This is a genomic window from Caulobacter sp. BE254 (assembly GCF_031457295.1).
Taxonomy (GTDB): domain Bacteria; phylum Pseudomonadota; class Alphaproteobacteria; order Caulobacterales; family Caulobacteraceae; genus Caulobacter.
This window is the reverse complement of the sequence record NZ_JAVDWJ010000009.1, coordinates 119,364-133,372: the sequence shown is the minus strand read 5'-3', so window position 1 is coordinate 133,372 and position 14,009 is coordinate 119,364. Positions and strand designations below refer to the sequence as shown.

Below are 14,009 nucleotides of genomic sequence, written 5' to 3'. Positions count from 1 at the left end.
TCAGATGAGCGATCTAGGTGCGCCGCGCCCGCTGCGTCGCTAGTCCCGAAGGGCGCAAAACATTGTTGCCGAGAACTTCCCTGTCTGAGCGCCCTCGCCGCGTTTAGGCCAGCGCAGCTTCGTCCAGCTTCAGTGACCGCTCAACTTTGTTGGCGAGCTTGCGGTCGTCATGTGCCCAGGGATGGAAGCCCGGGAGGTAGTAAGCCAGGTATGGCAGGAAGACTTGCCGCAACATGCCAGGCTTGAGGAACAGAAAGAGCGCCAGCTTCCGCCAGGTCTTGGGGGTGTCGATGTTGTCCTGCTGCAGGAGCAGGTGAAGGTCGCGGGTGCGTTCCTTCCAGAAGTCGTTCGTCGCTTGCCACATCACCATCACCCGGAAGAACCAGCGCTTGAACGGCGATAGATCGCGCGTGACATACATGAAGGTGTCGAACGCTACGCCCTTGTGCTCGATCTCTTCCACCGCATGCCATTGCCACAGGCGACGGACTTCGGCCGGCGCGCCAGCCAAGTGACGCTCGTCGGCAAGCAGGGCGTGGGCGAACATGGCGGTAAAGTGCTCAAGAGCCGCCGTGGCCGCTAGGTTCACCTCGGGCTCCAGGTCGCGGCCGCGACGGGCATCCTCGCGGTTCAGCGCCTCGATCTCTTTGGTTTCGTAGCCCGCGTCGTGGACCTGCCGATTGAAGGCGATGTGCTCGCGAGAGTGATAGGCCTCTTGCTGGGCGAAATCGGCGACCTGGCTGCGCAGCGGCTCGGGAAGCTCGTTCAGGTAGTGCCGGACACTCTGGACGAAGTACCCCTCGCCCGCCGGGAAGCTGAGAGACAGAGAGTTGTAGAAGGCCGTCGCCACAGGATCGCCGCTCATCCACCATCGAGGATGAGACTGCCCCCGTCCGAAGGCGACGTTACGCGGCGTGATGTGAAGGTCGGCCGGAGCGGTAGGTGCGGTCATCGGCATCTCCATCGAGTTCAGCGAACCGTGTCACACAGTCGATATAGCTTCAACTATAAAATGACGCAGACGTCATCTTTGGCGATTTGCCTCAAGCGCGACACTTGAGCCGTCATGAATCCCCAGATGCATGTGCTCCCCGGTCATGTCGCCTAGCTCGCTGCTGGTGTCGATCGCGAAGCATTGACTCATAAAAATATAGCTTTCACTATATTTCCGTCGCCGCCCGTTTATGCCTTGTCGTCCTGGCGACCAACCGCCCCGCTAACCCCGACACCGGCCTCGGCAGACCTTGTTTCACAAGCATCCAGCCCTTCCGCCGCGTCCAAAGGAGTCTTCATGACCGTAGTGCTTCACACGCCTGAAACCGGCCTCGTCAAAACCGATATCTCCGACGGCTGGACCGCCATCGAAGGCGAGCCCACCATGACGACCTGGTTCGAGTATCAATCCCCAGACAAGTCGATCGTCACGGGGACGTGGCGGTCCACGACGGGGGCCTACCTGGCCGAAGCCCGCTTCCATGAGTATGTCTATCTGGTCGAAGGGGTGATTGAACTGACCCCCGACGGCGGCGAGACGGTGATAGCGCGCGCTGGCGACGCCTTTACGGTCGAGGCCGATTTCAAGGGCGTGTGGCGGATCGTCGAGCCCGTCTACAAGCGGTTCTTGCTCAAGATGGGCTGAGGGCCTGGCCGGCCGCCGAAAGGCGGCCGGGCCGCCCCTAGAGGCTGACCGAAACACGCATGGGCGACTGGATCAACTGACGCATCGAACTGCGCGGCATCCAGTCGTCCATAGCGGCCGCAGCCTCGATCTGGACGCCCGGCGCGGTTACGCCACGCAAGACAGCCTCCACGAGGGCGCGCGCGATGTTGCGGCCGGGGCAGATATGGGCCCCACCGCCAAACGTCCCATCGCCCCGCTGCGGCCGAGACAGATCCATTCGGTTGGGCTCGGCGAACGCCTTGGGATCGCGGTTTCCGGCGATCCACAACATGACGAGCGGCGTATCGGCCGGCACCGTCAGGCCGTCATACTCGAATTCCCGCAAGGCGTAGCGCTGGGTCAGCACGACGGGCGGGTTCAAGCGGATGGTCTCGAAGAGGGCCGCCGGCACGAGACTTTGATCGGCCCTCACCCTGGCCAGAACCTCGGGATTGCGAACCAGGCCGTAAACGGCGTTGACGGCGGCAACGGCGGCGGTGTGGAAGCCGTCGATCAGATTGGCCGCCAGCATCATTCCCAGGCTTTCTGGCCGCCCGGGCTGAAGAATGGCCGAAAAGTCGGCGGCCATGTCCTGCAAGATGGGATTATCGCCTTGAGACAAGCCGCGTTCGACGGCGGCGCTGACCATATCCAGGTACTCAGCCGCCGCGGCGTCCGCGCTCAGGGTCTCCTCGGGGGTGCGCGCCAGATAGAACATCGGCGACAGCGCCGAGATCAGATGGCGGGCGCGGGCCTCTTCGTCGGCGGTCAGGCCCAGCACCTGGGCCCAGAACCGGGCAGTCAGGCGTTCGGCCACGTCCGTTCCGAAATCGACCTGTGTCTTGGCGCCGGCCTCTCGGAGCAGCGTCGCCACCGTCGCCTCGATCAGCCCGGCGAAGCGCGGCAACTGCTTGGGCACGAACTGGCGCATGAACAATTGCCGGGTTGGTCCATGCAGCGGCGGATTGGCGGTAAAGACCTGGTTGGACACCAGCTTGGCGAGCGAGGCGGCCGCCGGGATCTCGGGCTCGACGGGCGCGCCATCGGGACCGACATTGAAGGCCGAAGACGACAGCACGTCGGCGGGCATGTTGCCGGCGGCCTCCGTGGCGGCGATCCGTCTCAGCGGTTCGGCGCCGAACACCAAAAGCCGCGAGCCCGCGCCTTGCGCCAGACCGTCCGGATAACGCTCGAAAAGGCGCACCAGACTGCCGTCGAGGTCCGCGGCCCAGCCGGCCAGTTCCGCAGGTTCCAGGGATGGCAGGTCTTCGATCCGACGAGGCAGATGACTCATGGCGTATCCTTAGTTTCTCAAGAGCGAACCGATTGGGCTTGGCGTCAGGGCACCCGGAAGCTGACGCTGCGGCCGGCTACGGGCATCCCGCGCCAGGCACATCCACGCGCGCCGAAAGAAGCCGCGCCGTCGGGCTGGTCCGGCACGTCGCCGGGTCGGTGGTGTCGGCTGTGCAGACGAAGAGCGTGCGCCGGTCCTCTCCCCCCAGCACGCACGCTACGGCCTGCTGCTCGGTGACGATGCGGTCGAGCTCTCGGCCACCCTCCCCGATGCGCACGACCGCATTGGCCGACAGTCCCGCCACCCAGATCGCGCCCTCAGCGTCGAGGCAGACGCCATCGGGCGTGACATCGGGCGGCAGGCTGGCCCAGAGGCGCCGATCGGTCAGGGTTCCGTCGGCGTTGCGCCTGAACGCCGTCAGTTGACGCGAGGCGCTTTCGGCCACGATCAGGGTCGCGCCATCGGGCGTGATCACCATGCCATTGGGAAAGAACAGGTCCTCGCCAATGGCCTCGGCGGCGCCATCGGGCGATATCCGCGCCAACTTGGCGAGCTTGACGCTAGCCGGATCAATCGGCGGATCGAGGGAAAAGCCGAAATTACCGACATAGGCCTCGCCGTTGGGCGCCACGACCATGTCGTTGGCGTGCCAGGTTGCGATGGCCGACAGATCGGCGTGGTCGATAAAGCCGCCATCGGCTTGTTGCCTCAGGACCCGCCGCTCATGCATCGACACCACGAGCATCCGGCCATTCGGCAACCAGCCGATCCCGCCGACCGGGGCGTCGAACTGGGCGATGGTCTCAAGCCCGCCATCGGGCCTTAACGCCACGATCCGATGGGCGTGCATGTCGGCCAAATAGAGGCGACCGTCATGCCAGCGCGGCGACTCGCCAAACGCCAGGTCGGAAATCAGGGTCTGGAAGCGCTTGCCCATGGATCCCTCGTCGCTGCCGCCGCCAATCGGCGCGCTTCATGCATATATAGCTATGACTATATATCCATCGTCAATCTCCACACACGTCGTGATCTGCGAATTTGCTCGTCGCGACGCGCCAAGTTGCGCCATCAGCCAAGGGGAGACCAGAACCGGCTTGATCTGCCAGCGCAATGAATATAGCAAAAGCTACAACGATGAGGAGGCGAGATGAACAGCCGCTCGAACAGGCCGGCGCAGCGCGGTCTCGATGGGATCGAGAAGGGCGTCCCCGCGCTGCCCCATACGCTCCCCCTGGATCAGGTGGCGCATCAGGGCTGGAACCTTCTGAGGGAGGATCTGCCGATGCCTGCGGCCATCCTCCGGGCTTCGGCGCTGCGCAACAACAGCGACTGGATGCGGCGTTTTCTTGCAGCCACTGGCGCCAAGCTGGCGCCGCACGGCAAGACCACCATGGCCCCGGCGCTTTTCGACATGCAGATGGAGGACGGCGCCTGGGGCATCACGGTCGCCACGCCGCACCAGATCCAGGTCGCGCACCGGTTCGGCTTCAAACGCCTCTTCCTCGCCAACCAGTTGGTCGGACGCGCCGCGATCGGCTTGGTGATCGACCTGCTGAAATCCGACCCGGAGCTGGACTTCTACTGTCTGGTCGATTCCGAGGCCAACGCCGAGCAATTGGCCCGCGCGGTCGCCGAACGGGGACTCGAGCGGCCCCTGAAAGTGCTGGTCGAAATGGGCTACTTGGGCGGGCGCACCGGCTGCCGAACGCTGGAGGAGGGTCTTGCGCTGGCCCGGCTCGTCGCCGCGCGGCCGCAAACCTTGGCCTTGGTCGGGGTCGAAGGCTTCGAGGGCATCATTCGAGAACAGACGGAGGAAGAGACCGTCGCCAAGGTCGAGACCTTCCTCGACAGCCTCGTGGCCCTGTCGGAGGCCTGCGCGGTGGAGAAGCTCTACGCGCCCGGCCCGACCATCTTCAGCGCCGGCGGCTCGACCTTCTACGACTTGGTCGCCGCCAAGCTTGGCCAGATTAAAGCTCCCGGCGAGCGCATCATCCTTATTCGGGCCGGCTGCTACCTCACGCATGACTCGTTGATGTACACCGAACTCTTTCGGCGAATGACCCTCCGGTCGCCCGAGGTCGAGGCCTTCGGGGCCTATTCGGCAGCGCTTGAAGTCTGGTCCTATGTCCAGTCACGTCCCGAGCCGGGCCGGGTGATCCTGGCGTTCGGCAAGCGCGACGTCTCCTACGACCATCTGCCAAGACCGCTGGCCTGGTATCGCCCAGGCGACCCGGCCGCAACGCCGCAAGCCATTCCGGACGGTCACGCCGTGGTCAATCTGAGCGACCAGCACGCCTTTCTCGACGTCCCCGAAGACTCGCCGCTGCAAGTCGGCGATCTGGTCGGCGTCGGCATTTCCCACCCCTGCCTGACCTTCGACAAGTGGCAGGTCCTGCACCTGGTGGACGACGCCTACACCGTGACCGGCTCGATCCGGACCTACTTCTAGGCCGCCTTGGCCCACGCAAAACACCTTGGGAGGTTTCATGACCAATCCGCTCCGCAAGCGGCTTCAGGCGGGTAAGACCTGCGTCAACGGCTGGTCGCTTTTGCCGTCCAGCTTTGCCGTCGAGTTCATGGCCAAGGTCGGCTGGGACAGCATCACCGTCGACATCCAGCACGGCCTGCACGACTACCGTTCGGCCGCGGAGTGCTTTCAGGCGATGACCGGCTATCCCGTGACGCCCCTGGTTCGCGTGCCGTGGAACGAGCCCGGCATCATCGGCAAGGTGCTTGATGCGGGGGCGTGGGGGATCATCTGTCCGATGATCAACACCGCCGAGGACGCCAAGGCCCTGGTGCGCGCTTGCCTCTATCCGCCGGCGGGCGAGCGCTCGAACGGCCCGATCCGCGCCGGGGGCTACGGCGTGCCCGGAGCCTATCAGGGCTTCGCCAATGACGAGGTGCTGATCCTGCCTCAGATCGAAACGGCCCAGGCCGTGGAAAACCTCGAAGCCATTCTCGACGTCCCGGGCGTCAGCGGCGTCTATGTCGGCCCTAGCGACCTGGGCTTCTCGATGGGCCTGCCCCCCATTCTAGACCGCGAAGAACCCGAGATCCTGGCGATCTACGAACGCGTGCTGGCCGCCGCGGCCGCGCGCGGCAAATTCACCGGCATCCAGAACCTCGCGCCGGCCTATGCGGCGCGCATGGCTCAGATGGGCTTTGGAATCGTCACCGTCAGCAGTGACGTCGAACTCCTGGCCTTCAGCGCCTATACGGCCATCAACGCCACCCGGGCCGCGGCTGGCGAGCGCGCCGCGCCTTAACACTCGCAACGGGCGCGCTGACCAACCCCGCCCCCGCCTACCTGAGGTCAGGAGAACCCTATGGGCCCGTGGAAGAATTGGTCTGGCGGCGTCACGTGCGCGCCCGAAACCTTCGCGCAGCCAGAGACGATAGAAGCGCTCTGTGATCTGGTCCGCGCCGCGCCCAAGGCGCGGATGGCTGGCTCGCGTCACTCGTTCATGCCCCTGTGGCTGACCGACCAGGTCTTGATCAACCTGGACCGGCTACCCGGGGTGCTTAAGGTCGCCGAGGACCGACAAACCGTGTGGGCCCCGGCCGGCGCGACGCTTAAGGATCTGACCGCCGCGCTCTGGACCGAGGGCCTGTCGCTGCTCAATCAGGGCGACATCAACGCTCAGACCCTTGGCGGCGCGTGCGCGACAGGCACCCACGGCACTGGCGAGGCGCTGGGTAACCTCGCCAGTCATACCCAAGGGTTCAGGGTGGTTCTGGCGGACGGCGAGCTCGTCGAGTGCGACGCCGCCCATAGGCCCGAGCTTTTCCAGGCCCTGCGCCTGTCGCTGGGCCTGCTGGGGGTCGTCGTCGCCATCAAGCTCAAGGTCGCCCCGGCCTATCATCTGGAGGAGCGGATCTTCAAGCTGCCGCTCGACGCCGTGCTCGAGCGTTTCGACGAACTGGCGGCGGATCATCGTCACTTCGAATTCTTCGCCTTTCCCTATGCCGACGAGGTTCTGGTCAAGACCCTCGACCCCGTGGACCCAAACGGCGCATTCGAGCCGCCCGAGGAAGACGACGAGGCGCTTTTGGCCGGTTTTTGCGAGATGTCCGCGGCCGCGCCGCCGTTGATCCCTGATCTCCAGCGACTGCTGATGCGCTTTGCGCCGTCTGAGCCCACGCCGCGACAGGGCCCCGCTTTCCAGATCTTCCCCAGCACCCGCGTGGTGCGCAACGAGGAGATGGAATACGAGGTCCCCAGAGCCGAGGGCGTCGCCGCCGTCAGGGACGTAATCGCGGCCGTCAAGGCAGACGCCCTGCCCGTCTGCTTCCCGCTGATGGTGCGCACCGTCGCGGCGGACGACATCTGGATCAGCCCTCAAGGCCAAGGCCCCTGCACGGCCATTTCGTTCCACCAGTATCCGAAGCTCCCCTGGCGAGAGTTTTTCCCTGCTATCGAGGCGCGCCTGCGCGCACGCGGAGGCCGGCCCCATTGGGCCAAGCACCACACCCTGGGCGCGACCGATGTGCGCGCGCTTTATCCTCGATTGGACAGATTCTTGGCCGCGCGTGAGGCCGTCGATCCGCATGGGAAATTCCTCAATGGCCATCTGGGGGCGCTCTTCGCGGCGCTCTCTTAGCCAGGCGCTCCGCAGCCCCCGCGCCGTGCTGCGACCAAAACGTCGTCAGAAGGCGACGGCAGGTTTTAGCTTTTACTAGCCTCGAAATCCCCCCCACCCGGCCACCGACCCCTAGACGATCATATGCCTCAAGGCTCCAGGCTTTGATTGACAGAACAATTATATAGCTTTTACTATATCTTGAATGAACAATGTCGCTGAGCGGCGCAGCCTGCAGCAATTTTCCCAGAGCCCGCCGGCCGCGGCGGCCAGACGAGCGATCGAGACATGACTCAGCCCAGGACCTACCTCATCACCGGCGCGGCCAGCGGAATTGGGGCGGCGATCGCCACCAAGCTCGCCCGGGCGCGTCAGAACGTGATGCTCGCCGACATCAACGCCGCAGGCGCCGCCGCCCTGGCCGAGACCTTGGGCGAGCGCGCCAGCGCCGTCGCCCTCGACATCCGAGCCCCGGTCGCGTGGGAGCGCGCGTTTGACGCCACCCTCGCGCGCTTTGGGGCCTTTGACGTGTTGATCAACAACGCCGGCCTCGTGCGCACGGGCTTGGCCAGGAACGTCGCCATCGCCGATCACCAGTTGACCATGGACACCAATCTTATGGGACCGGTGACCGGCATGGTCGGGGCCTTCAAACGCTTCCACAAGCAGGGCGCGGGCCACCTCGTCACGGTCTGCAGCATGACCTCCTTCCTGCCGTTCCCCGGCGTGGCCATCTACGGGGCCTCCAAGCACGCCCTGCGCGCCTTCCACCACGGCATGGCCATCGAGGAGCGCCATAGCGGCATCGATTTCACCATCGTCCACCCCACGGCGACCGAGACGCCGATGCTGGAGCAGGAGGCGGCCGATCCGGACGCGGTCATGTGCTTTGTCGCCCCGAGCGTTTCGGCCGAGGCGGTCGCCGACACGGTGGTCAAGGCCATCAAGCGCAAGGCGATCGAGGTTTGCATGCCGCAGGCCGGCTCCGGGACGGTCAAGGCGCTTGGGGTCGATCCGAAAAAGCTGCGCGCCTATGCCGATCACCTCGAGGCGATGGGTAAGGACGGACTGGCCAAGCGCCAATCGGCCGCGGCCTGACCCCGCCCTTCGGGCCGCCGGTCGCGGCCCTGTTCAAGGAGTTACCGATGCCTTCTACATCCAAAGGCCCGGCCGATATGGCGCCGGAGGAATGGGCCGTGCGGGTTGACCTCGCCGCAGCCTATCGGCTGGTGGCCCTCAACGGCTGGGACGATCTGATCTTCACCCACCTCTCCGCCAAGGTTCCCGGCGGCGACCACCACTTCCTGATCAACCCTTATGATCGGATGTTCGAGGAGATCACCGCGTCGAGCCTGGTGAAGATCGACCTGGATGGAAACCCGATCGAGGCGACCAAGGCGCCGGTCAACGCCGCGGGCTTTACCATTCACTCGGCCATTCACATGGCCCGCGACGACGCCAATGCGGTCCTGCACCTGCACACCCCGCACGGCCAAGCCGTGTCGGCCATGAACGAGGGCCTCCTGCCGCATACGCAGACAGCGCTGATCGCGGGCCATGACATCGCCTTTCACGAGTATGAGGGCGTGGCGACGGACCTCGACGAACGGGAGCGGCTGGTGGCCGATCTCGGCGACAAGTCGGTGATGCTGTTGCGCAACCACGGCACCCTGACGACGGGACCCACGATCGCTCAGGCCTATCTTCGCATGTACTTCCTCGAGCGCGCCTGCGAAGCTCAGGTGATGATGCTTTCCGCCGGCCGGGCGAATCTGCATGCGCCGCCTGCCGGCGTGGCCGAGAAGGTTCGCGACCAGTCCACCGGGCCGGGAATGTCCGTGGTCTCCGATCGCCTGGCCTGGCCCGCGCTGCTGCGCAAGCTTGATCGCCTGGACCCCAGCTACAAGACCTAACCTCGGGAAGCTGTCTTCCCGCTCGCCTCCATGAGGATAGAGGCCGCGCCGGCGCAAAAAGCCGGCGCTGCTTTTTCGTTTGGAGCAGCGCCCCAAAAAAAGGGCCGATCCCGCATCAGAGCGGGACCGGCCAGTAACGCCCCAGGAAATTGCAAGGGGGCGCGGAGGGCTTGATCAGTAGTGGTAGCGGAGGAAGACGCCGAAGGTCCGGGGCGGCGCATAGCTCAGCATGTCATAGCCTAGGCCCGCGATCGGCGAGATCTCGACCAGCACCGCCTTGTTCGTGAGGTTCTTGGCCCAGAGCCCAGCTTCGAAATGCTCGTCCGGCGAGCGCCAGGCCAGTTGCCCGTTGAGCTGAAACACCGCAGGCGATGACAGGCGTTCGGTTTGGCTCGGATCGAAGAAGATCCTTGTCCGATAGGACGCATCAAGCGAGGGCTCGATCGAGGCGCCCGACGCCAGCTCGACCTTGTACTTGGCCGACAGGCTGGCGTTGAACCTCGGGGCCTCCGGCATCTGATTGCCCGAATAGTCGCCACCCTCGGACTTGTAGTCCTTGTACTTGGCGTGGAGCAGCGCCAGGCCGCCGGTGAGGGTCAGGTTGCGGATCGGAACAGCGGTGATCTCGGCCTCGCCGCCATAGACCTGGGCCGAACCGGCGTTGTCGAGGATCTGCACGGTGCGGGCCCCGCGAACCACGAAAGCGAAGGCCTGGAGATCCTTGTAATCGTAGTAGAAGGCCGAGAGGCTCAGACGCAGGCGGCGGTCGAACAGGCTGCTCTTGGAGCCGACCTCGTAGGCGTCGACCGTCTCGTTGCCATACGGCGCCAGCTGCTCGGCATAGCTTTCGTGGTCGGCCTGGCCGCCGAAGAAGCCACCGCTTTTGAAGCCGCGGTTATAGGTTGCGTAGATGTTGGCCTGGTCGGTGAGGTCGTAACGCAGACCCAGCCGTCCCGAGAACGCCCCGAAAGTCTTGCGCTGGGCGTAGGGCGGCACCAGGTCGAACGCCTCTTCGGCGGTCTCATGATAGTCGAAGGTTTTCTTGTCCGCTGAATAGCGAAGGCCGACAGTGGCGGTAAGCTTGTCGGTCAGACTGTAATCAGCCTGGCCGAAGAGCGCATAGGTGTCGGTATTCTGGGTGTAGGCGTAGCGCAGGAACACCACGCTATTGTCGACGCTGACGCCGGTCGGATTGCTCGGCGACGTAAAGAACGGCCGGAAGTCGCGCAGGACGTCGAAGGTGCTGTTGTTCTTCAACTCGTCGCGCATGTAGTAGGCGCCGAGCACCCACTTCAGCTTCCCGACGTCCGCCTGCAGCCGCAACTCTTGCGACCACTCCTTCTGATAGGCGATGAAGTTGTTGTGCAGGATGTCGGCAGGGCTGACGTCGCTGTTTTCGTCGATGTTTCGCCTGACGTTCTGGAACGCCGAGACTGAGACGAGGTCGACACCGCCAAAATGGTGGGTGTAGTTGAGCGACGTCGAATAATAGTCGACGCGGTCCTTGCCCTGGACGTCGGCGGCGACGCGATAGGGATCCGCGCTCGGATCAGCATAGCCGCTGATGTCGGCGCACGCCCCGCTATAATAGTATCCCGGCTTGCACAGACCATCAGCGCCGGTAGCCGCCGCGGTTGACGGAAACAGGGGACGCTGCTTGGCTTGGCGGGCGCCGCCTCGATTGGCGTACCGCGTCACCGACAGCAAGGCCTCGTCCTTGTCCGATGGGGTAAACAGCAACGAGCCGCGGATCGCGCCGCGATTGGCGTTGTTCACGTGGTCGCCCGTCACCGTATTGAGCGTCGCGCCGTCGTCGCGCAGGTATTGGCCGGCCAGTCGGAAGGCCAGCTTGTCCTCGATCAGCGGGCCGCTAACCGCGCCATTGACAGTCAAGGCCTTGAAGCGGCCGTATTCCACCGAGCCTTCGGCGCTGGGCCTCCAGGTGGGGCGATTGCTCGTGATGCTGATCGCGCCGCCGGTGGTGTTCTTGCCATAGAGGGTGCCCTGCGGCCCGCGGAGAACCTCGATTTGGCCAAGGTCGAAGAACGAGCTGAGGGTGGCGAACGGCGATCCGATATAGACCCCGTCCACATAGACCCCGACCGCGCTGGCGGTCGTCGGATTGAAGTCGCTCAAGCCCACGCCGCGGATGAACATCTTCGGATTGGCCGCCGCGTCCCCGCCGGAAATACGGACATTGGGGGCGGCGTTGTTCAGATCGGACAGGACCGCCAGCCGCTTGTCGGCGATGGCCTGGGACGTGAAGGCCGTCACCGCCACCGGCACGTCCATGAGATTTTCGGATCGCTTGTTGGCCGTGACCACGACCTCGGCGACGGTCGAGGCCGCGTCCTGCGGCGCGGCCGTCTGGGCCTGCGCGGCGGCGGCGGACATCAGGGCGGCGCCACAGGCCGACGCCATGCACCAGCGCTTGTCGATCATAGGATATCCCCTTTTTCTGGTTTGCGTTTCCTCAAGCATAAGCTAGCGAAAACTATATTCATTGCAATGGCTACCCATGGTGGAGCCTGGCGTCGGCTTTTTGCCGCAAAACCACCCGTCAGCAGCCTATCGAGGCTAGATTAACCCTCACCTCGCGATAGCCGGAATTGCGTCCGCGATATGAAATGGAGCGACGTGCGCAAATCTCGACCCGCGTTATGTAGCTTTTGCTAGAATTCCTGGCGCTACTTGCCCCTAAGACCGCGGACCACATTTTCGAGGATGCGCGATACCGGCCGGTCGCCCCCCCCCCCCCGCCCGTTCCCCAGGCTTCCGCAGAAGGTGATCGGACCGGTCGAAAAGATATTTCCGCCGGCGGGCGTCTCGGCATGGACCCTGTCGGCGCGCACCAGGCGGTCTGGGGTTTCGCCGGTCATGGTCAGGGCTTCGGTCAGCATTTCGTCGCGGACCACGCCGAAGCTCTGGGGCGGGTCCTCCTAACTGGCCAGGACGCGCACAACGCCGGGCGCGCCCAGCGGGATCGGCGCGATCGAGCTCGAACCCCGCCGCGCCGCCGCGCCGCCGCCCGACGGGCCATAGCCGCCGAACGTCTCCTGATCGACGCCGTCGGACCTTGAAAGACGCCGAACGAGGAGAGGTCCTAAGACGACACCGATCTCAAAGACGCCGTCGCGAGACGCCGGACATGAAGCACCGTGACCGTCAGCAGGGCCAGAGCCAGGCAGGCTCCCGCGACCAGCAATCCGCCCCGGGCTTCGGCGTCGGTGACCCACAAAGAGCAGAGCACCGGGCCCGCCGCCGCGCCCAGCGCCTGAACCGTCGGCACCAGGGCCGCAGCCCGCCGCGTCGGGTCGGACTCGATGACAAGAGGCATCTGAAAGGGCATGAAGAAGCCCCAGAAAAAGCCATGCAAGCTCGCTAGGGCCATGAACACGGGCGCGGCCGGCAGCCTCCAGATCCACACCAGGACCACAGCAAACGCCGCAACGCTGACCAAGCAGGCCGGGTAGTAGGATAGTCGTTTGGCCAGGAGCGCGGCGACACCCGAGCCCAGGATCGACAGCGCCAGGCTCAAGGACACGGCGCCACCGACCTCACCCGGTGCCATTTTCGCCTGGCCAGCCAGTTGGGGCAGGTAGGCGAAGAAACCAATGAAGAAGGCGTAGGTCAGGAAGACCGCCGCCAAGCTCGCGATGGCGCGCGCACCATGACCTTGGGCTCCGCCCGCTTCGGCTTCCACGTCCGTTGGCAGCGCCGCCGCCGCGCTGGGCAACGCAAAAGAGGCGAGCGCCCCAATCAAGGCCACCACGGCGGCGGCCGCAAAGCCGCCGTTCGCGCCGAACCGATCCATCAGGGTCGCCGGCAAGATCGCGGCGAAGCCCACCTGCAGCAGCCCTTGGGCGACCAGAAAGACGCCGGCCCAAAGCGCGGGGGTGGACGCGCGCGTAATCATCAACATCGTCAGCCAGACCAGAACGCCCTCGGCCAAGCCGGCGGCGGCGCGATCGGCCAGGACCAGAGGCCCTGAAGCGCACAGCATGGCCCCATTGAGGATCGCGAGGGCCAGGCCCGCCAGCAACCCTTTCAAAGCGAGCTTGTCGGGCTTGGCGAACGCGCCGGCCAGCACCACGCCCAGCGCCAAAGTCAGAAACTCCACGGTGAAGGACCAGCCCACCAGGCCGACGGTCAAGCGCTGCTCGGCGACCAGCGCGTCTAGCAGGATGGGCTGCACACCAGAGAACAGCAGGGCGACCGTGCCGACGGTAAGATAGGCCACGATCTGCGGCCCGCTTGGCGGACGGCCTATCCAATGGTCGTCATCAGCCGCCTCTTGCGTGCGATCCAGCAGCCGCATGCCCATCCGCAAATCTCCCTGAGCCGCCGGGCGACATCATGGCCGCCCCCGCCGAATTAGATGTAGCTTTTGCTATACCGCGATAGATGTCAACGCACCCCAGGGTGCGCGGCCCCGCCCGGCGCCTCATTGGTGGGCGATCCAGGGCGCCAACGCCTTCGCGTTGACCGCCGCGCCCTTGTACGGGGTGTTGCAGGCGACTACTCTGCCAATCGGCGCCCCAAGGTGCGCCCATCGACCG

Annotated in this window: 12 protein-coding genes; 6 read left to right on the top strand and 6 right to left on the bottom strand. The window is 65.1% G+C overall.

The features are described from left to right. Positions 1-103: 103 nt before the first annotated feature. Positions 104-952, bottom strand: a complete 849-nt coding sequence (locus J2X41_RS16890) for a metal-dependent hydrolase (protein WP_310083284.1) — start codon at positions 950-952, stop codon at positions 104-106. Between the two features lie 339 nt (positions 953-1,291). Here J2X41_RS16890 and J2X41_RS16885 point away from each other — a divergent pair, with 339 nt between their 5' ends. Beyond that, positions 1,292-1,639, top strand: coding sequence for a cupin domain-containing protein (locus tag J2X41_RS16885; protein WP_310083282.1), 348 nt, complete (start codon positions 1,292-1,294; stop codon positions 1,637-1,639). Between the two features lie 37 nt (positions 1,640-1,676). Here J2X41_RS16885 and J2X41_RS16880 read toward each other — a convergent pair whose 3' ends face one another. Continuing rightward, positions 1,677-2,954: a cytochrome P450 gene (locus tag J2X41_RS16880; protein ID WP_310083279.1), complete on the bottom strand. Its 1,278-nt coding sequence runs from the start codon at positions 2,952-2,954 to the stop codon at positions 1,677-1,679. Between the two features lie 76 nt (positions 2,955-3,030). After that, on the bottom strand, positions 3,031-3,891 hold the full coding sequence (locus J2X41_RS16875) for an SMP-30/gluconolactonase/LRE family protein (RefSeq protein ID WP_310083278.1): 861 nt from the start codon (positions 3,889-3,891) through the stop codon (positions 3,031-3,033). A gap of 210 nt (positions 3,892-4,101) precedes the next feature. Here J2X41_RS16875 and J2X41_RS16870 point away from each other — a divergent pair, with 210 nt between their 5' ends. From J2X41_RS16870 to J2X41_RS16850, 5 genes are all read left to right on the top strand, one after another. Beyond that, a complete protein-coding gene (locus tag J2X41_RS16870) occupies positions 4,102-5,403 on the top strand; it encodes an amino acid deaminase (RefSeq protein ID WP_310083275.1) in 1,302 nt (433 codons plus the stop codon). Between the two features lie 37 nt (positions 5,404-5,440). After that, on the top strand, positions 5,441-6,223 hold the full coding sequence (locus J2X41_RS16865; RefSeq protein WP_310083272.1) for an aldolase/citrate lyase family protein: 783 nt from the start codon (positions 5,441-5,443) through the stop codon (positions 6,221-6,223). A 60-nt stretch (positions 6,224-6,283) separates the two neighbouring features. Further along, complete coding sequence (locus J2X41_RS16860) at positions 6,284-7,558, top strand: D-arabinono-1,4-lactone oxidase (RefSeq protein WP_310083270.1); 1,275 nt, start codon at positions 6,284-6,286, stop codon at positions 7,556-7,558. Positions 7,559-7,825: 267 nt separating this feature from the next. After that, a complete protein-coding gene (locus J2X41_RS16855; RefSeq protein WP_310083267.1) occupies positions 7,826-8,635 on the top strand; it encodes an SDR family oxidoreductase in 810 nt (269 codons plus the stop codon). A gap of 47 nt (positions 8,636-8,682) precedes the next feature. Continuing rightward, positions 8,683-9,450 carry a class II aldolase/adducin family protein gene (locus tag J2X41_RS16850; RefSeq protein WP_310083266.1) on the top strand — a complete coding sequence of 256 codons (768 nt, stop codon included), beginning with the start codon at positions 8,683-8,685 and terminating at the stop codon, positions 9,448-9,450. Between the two features lie 174 nt (positions 9,451-9,624). On the opposite strand, the gene J2X41_RS16845 is transcribed toward J2X41_RS16850, so the two are convergent. The 3 genes from J2X41_RS16845 to J2X41_RS16835 all read right to left on the bottom strand — a co-directional run bounded on the left by J2X41_RS16845 (position 9,625) and on the right by J2X41_RS16835 (position 13,774). Beyond that, positions 9,625-11,892, bottom strand: coding sequence for a TonB-dependent receptor (locus J2X41_RS16845; RefSeq protein WP_310083265.1), 2,268 nt, complete (start codon positions 11,890-11,892; stop codon positions 9,625-9,627). Positions 11,893-12,137: 245 nt separating this feature from the next. Further along, positions 12,138-12,365 carry a hypothetical protein gene (locus tag J2X41_RS16840; RefSeq protein WP_310083263.1) on the bottom strand — a complete coding sequence of 76 codons (228 nt, stop codon included), beginning with the start codon at positions 12,363-12,365 and terminating at the stop codon, positions 12,138-12,140. A gap of 188 nt (positions 12,366-12,553) precedes the next feature. After that, positions 12,554-13,774 carry an MFS transporter gene (locus tag J2X41_RS16835; RefSeq protein ID WP_310083262.1) on the bottom strand — a complete coding sequence of 407 codons (1,221 nt, stop codon included), beginning with the start codon at positions 13,772-13,774 and terminating at the stop codon, positions 12,554-12,556. Positions 13,775-14,009 lie beyond the last annotated feature (235 nt).

Excerpts from the sequence above, each read along its gene's own strand:
- J2X41_RS16890 (WP_310083284.1), bottom strand. The coding sequence starts at position 952 with ATGACCGCACCTACCGCTCCGGCCGACCTTCACATCACGCCGCGTAAC.
- J2X41_RS16885 (WP_310083282.1), top strand. The coding sequence starts at position 1,292 with ATGACCGTAGTGCTTCACACGCCTGAAACCGGCCTCGTCAAAACCGAT.
- J2X41_RS16880 (WP_310083279.1), bottom strand. The coding sequence starts at position 2,954 with ATGAGTCATCTGCCTCGTCGGATCGAAGACCTGCCATCCCTGGAACCT.
- J2X41_RS16875 (WP_310083278.1), bottom strand. The coding sequence starts at position 3,891 with ATGGGCAAGCGCTTCCAGACCCTGATTTCCGACCTGGCGTTTGGCGAG.
- J2X41_RS16870 (WP_310083275.1), top strand. The coding sequence starts at position 4,102 with ATGAACAGCCGCTCGAACAGGCCGGCGCAGCGCGGTCTCGATGGGATC.
- J2X41_RS16865 (WP_310083272.1), top strand. The coding sequence starts at position 5,441 with ATGACCAATCCGCTCCGCAAGCGGCTTCAGGCGGGTAAGACCTGCGTC.
- J2X41_RS16860 (WP_310083270.1), top strand. The coding sequence starts at position 6,284 with ATGGGCCCGTGGAAGAATTGGTCTGGCGGCGTCACGTGCGCGCCCGAA.
- J2X41_RS16855 (WP_310083267.1), top strand. The coding sequence starts at position 7,826 with ATGACTCAGCCCAGGACCTACCTCATCACCGGCGCGGCCAGCGGAATT.
- J2X41_RS16850 (WP_310083266.1), top strand. The coding sequence starts at position 8,683 with ATGCCTTCTACATCCAAAGGCCCGGCCGATATGGCGCCGGAGGAATGG.
- J2X41_RS16845 (WP_310083265.1), bottom strand. The coding sequence starts at position 11,892 with ATGATCGACAAGCGCTGGTGCATGGCGTCGGCCTGTGGCGCCGCCCTG.
- J2X41_RS16835 (WP_310083262.1), bottom strand. The coding sequence starts at position 13,774 with ATGGGCATGCGGCTGCTGGATCGCACGCAAGAGGCGGCTGATGACGAC.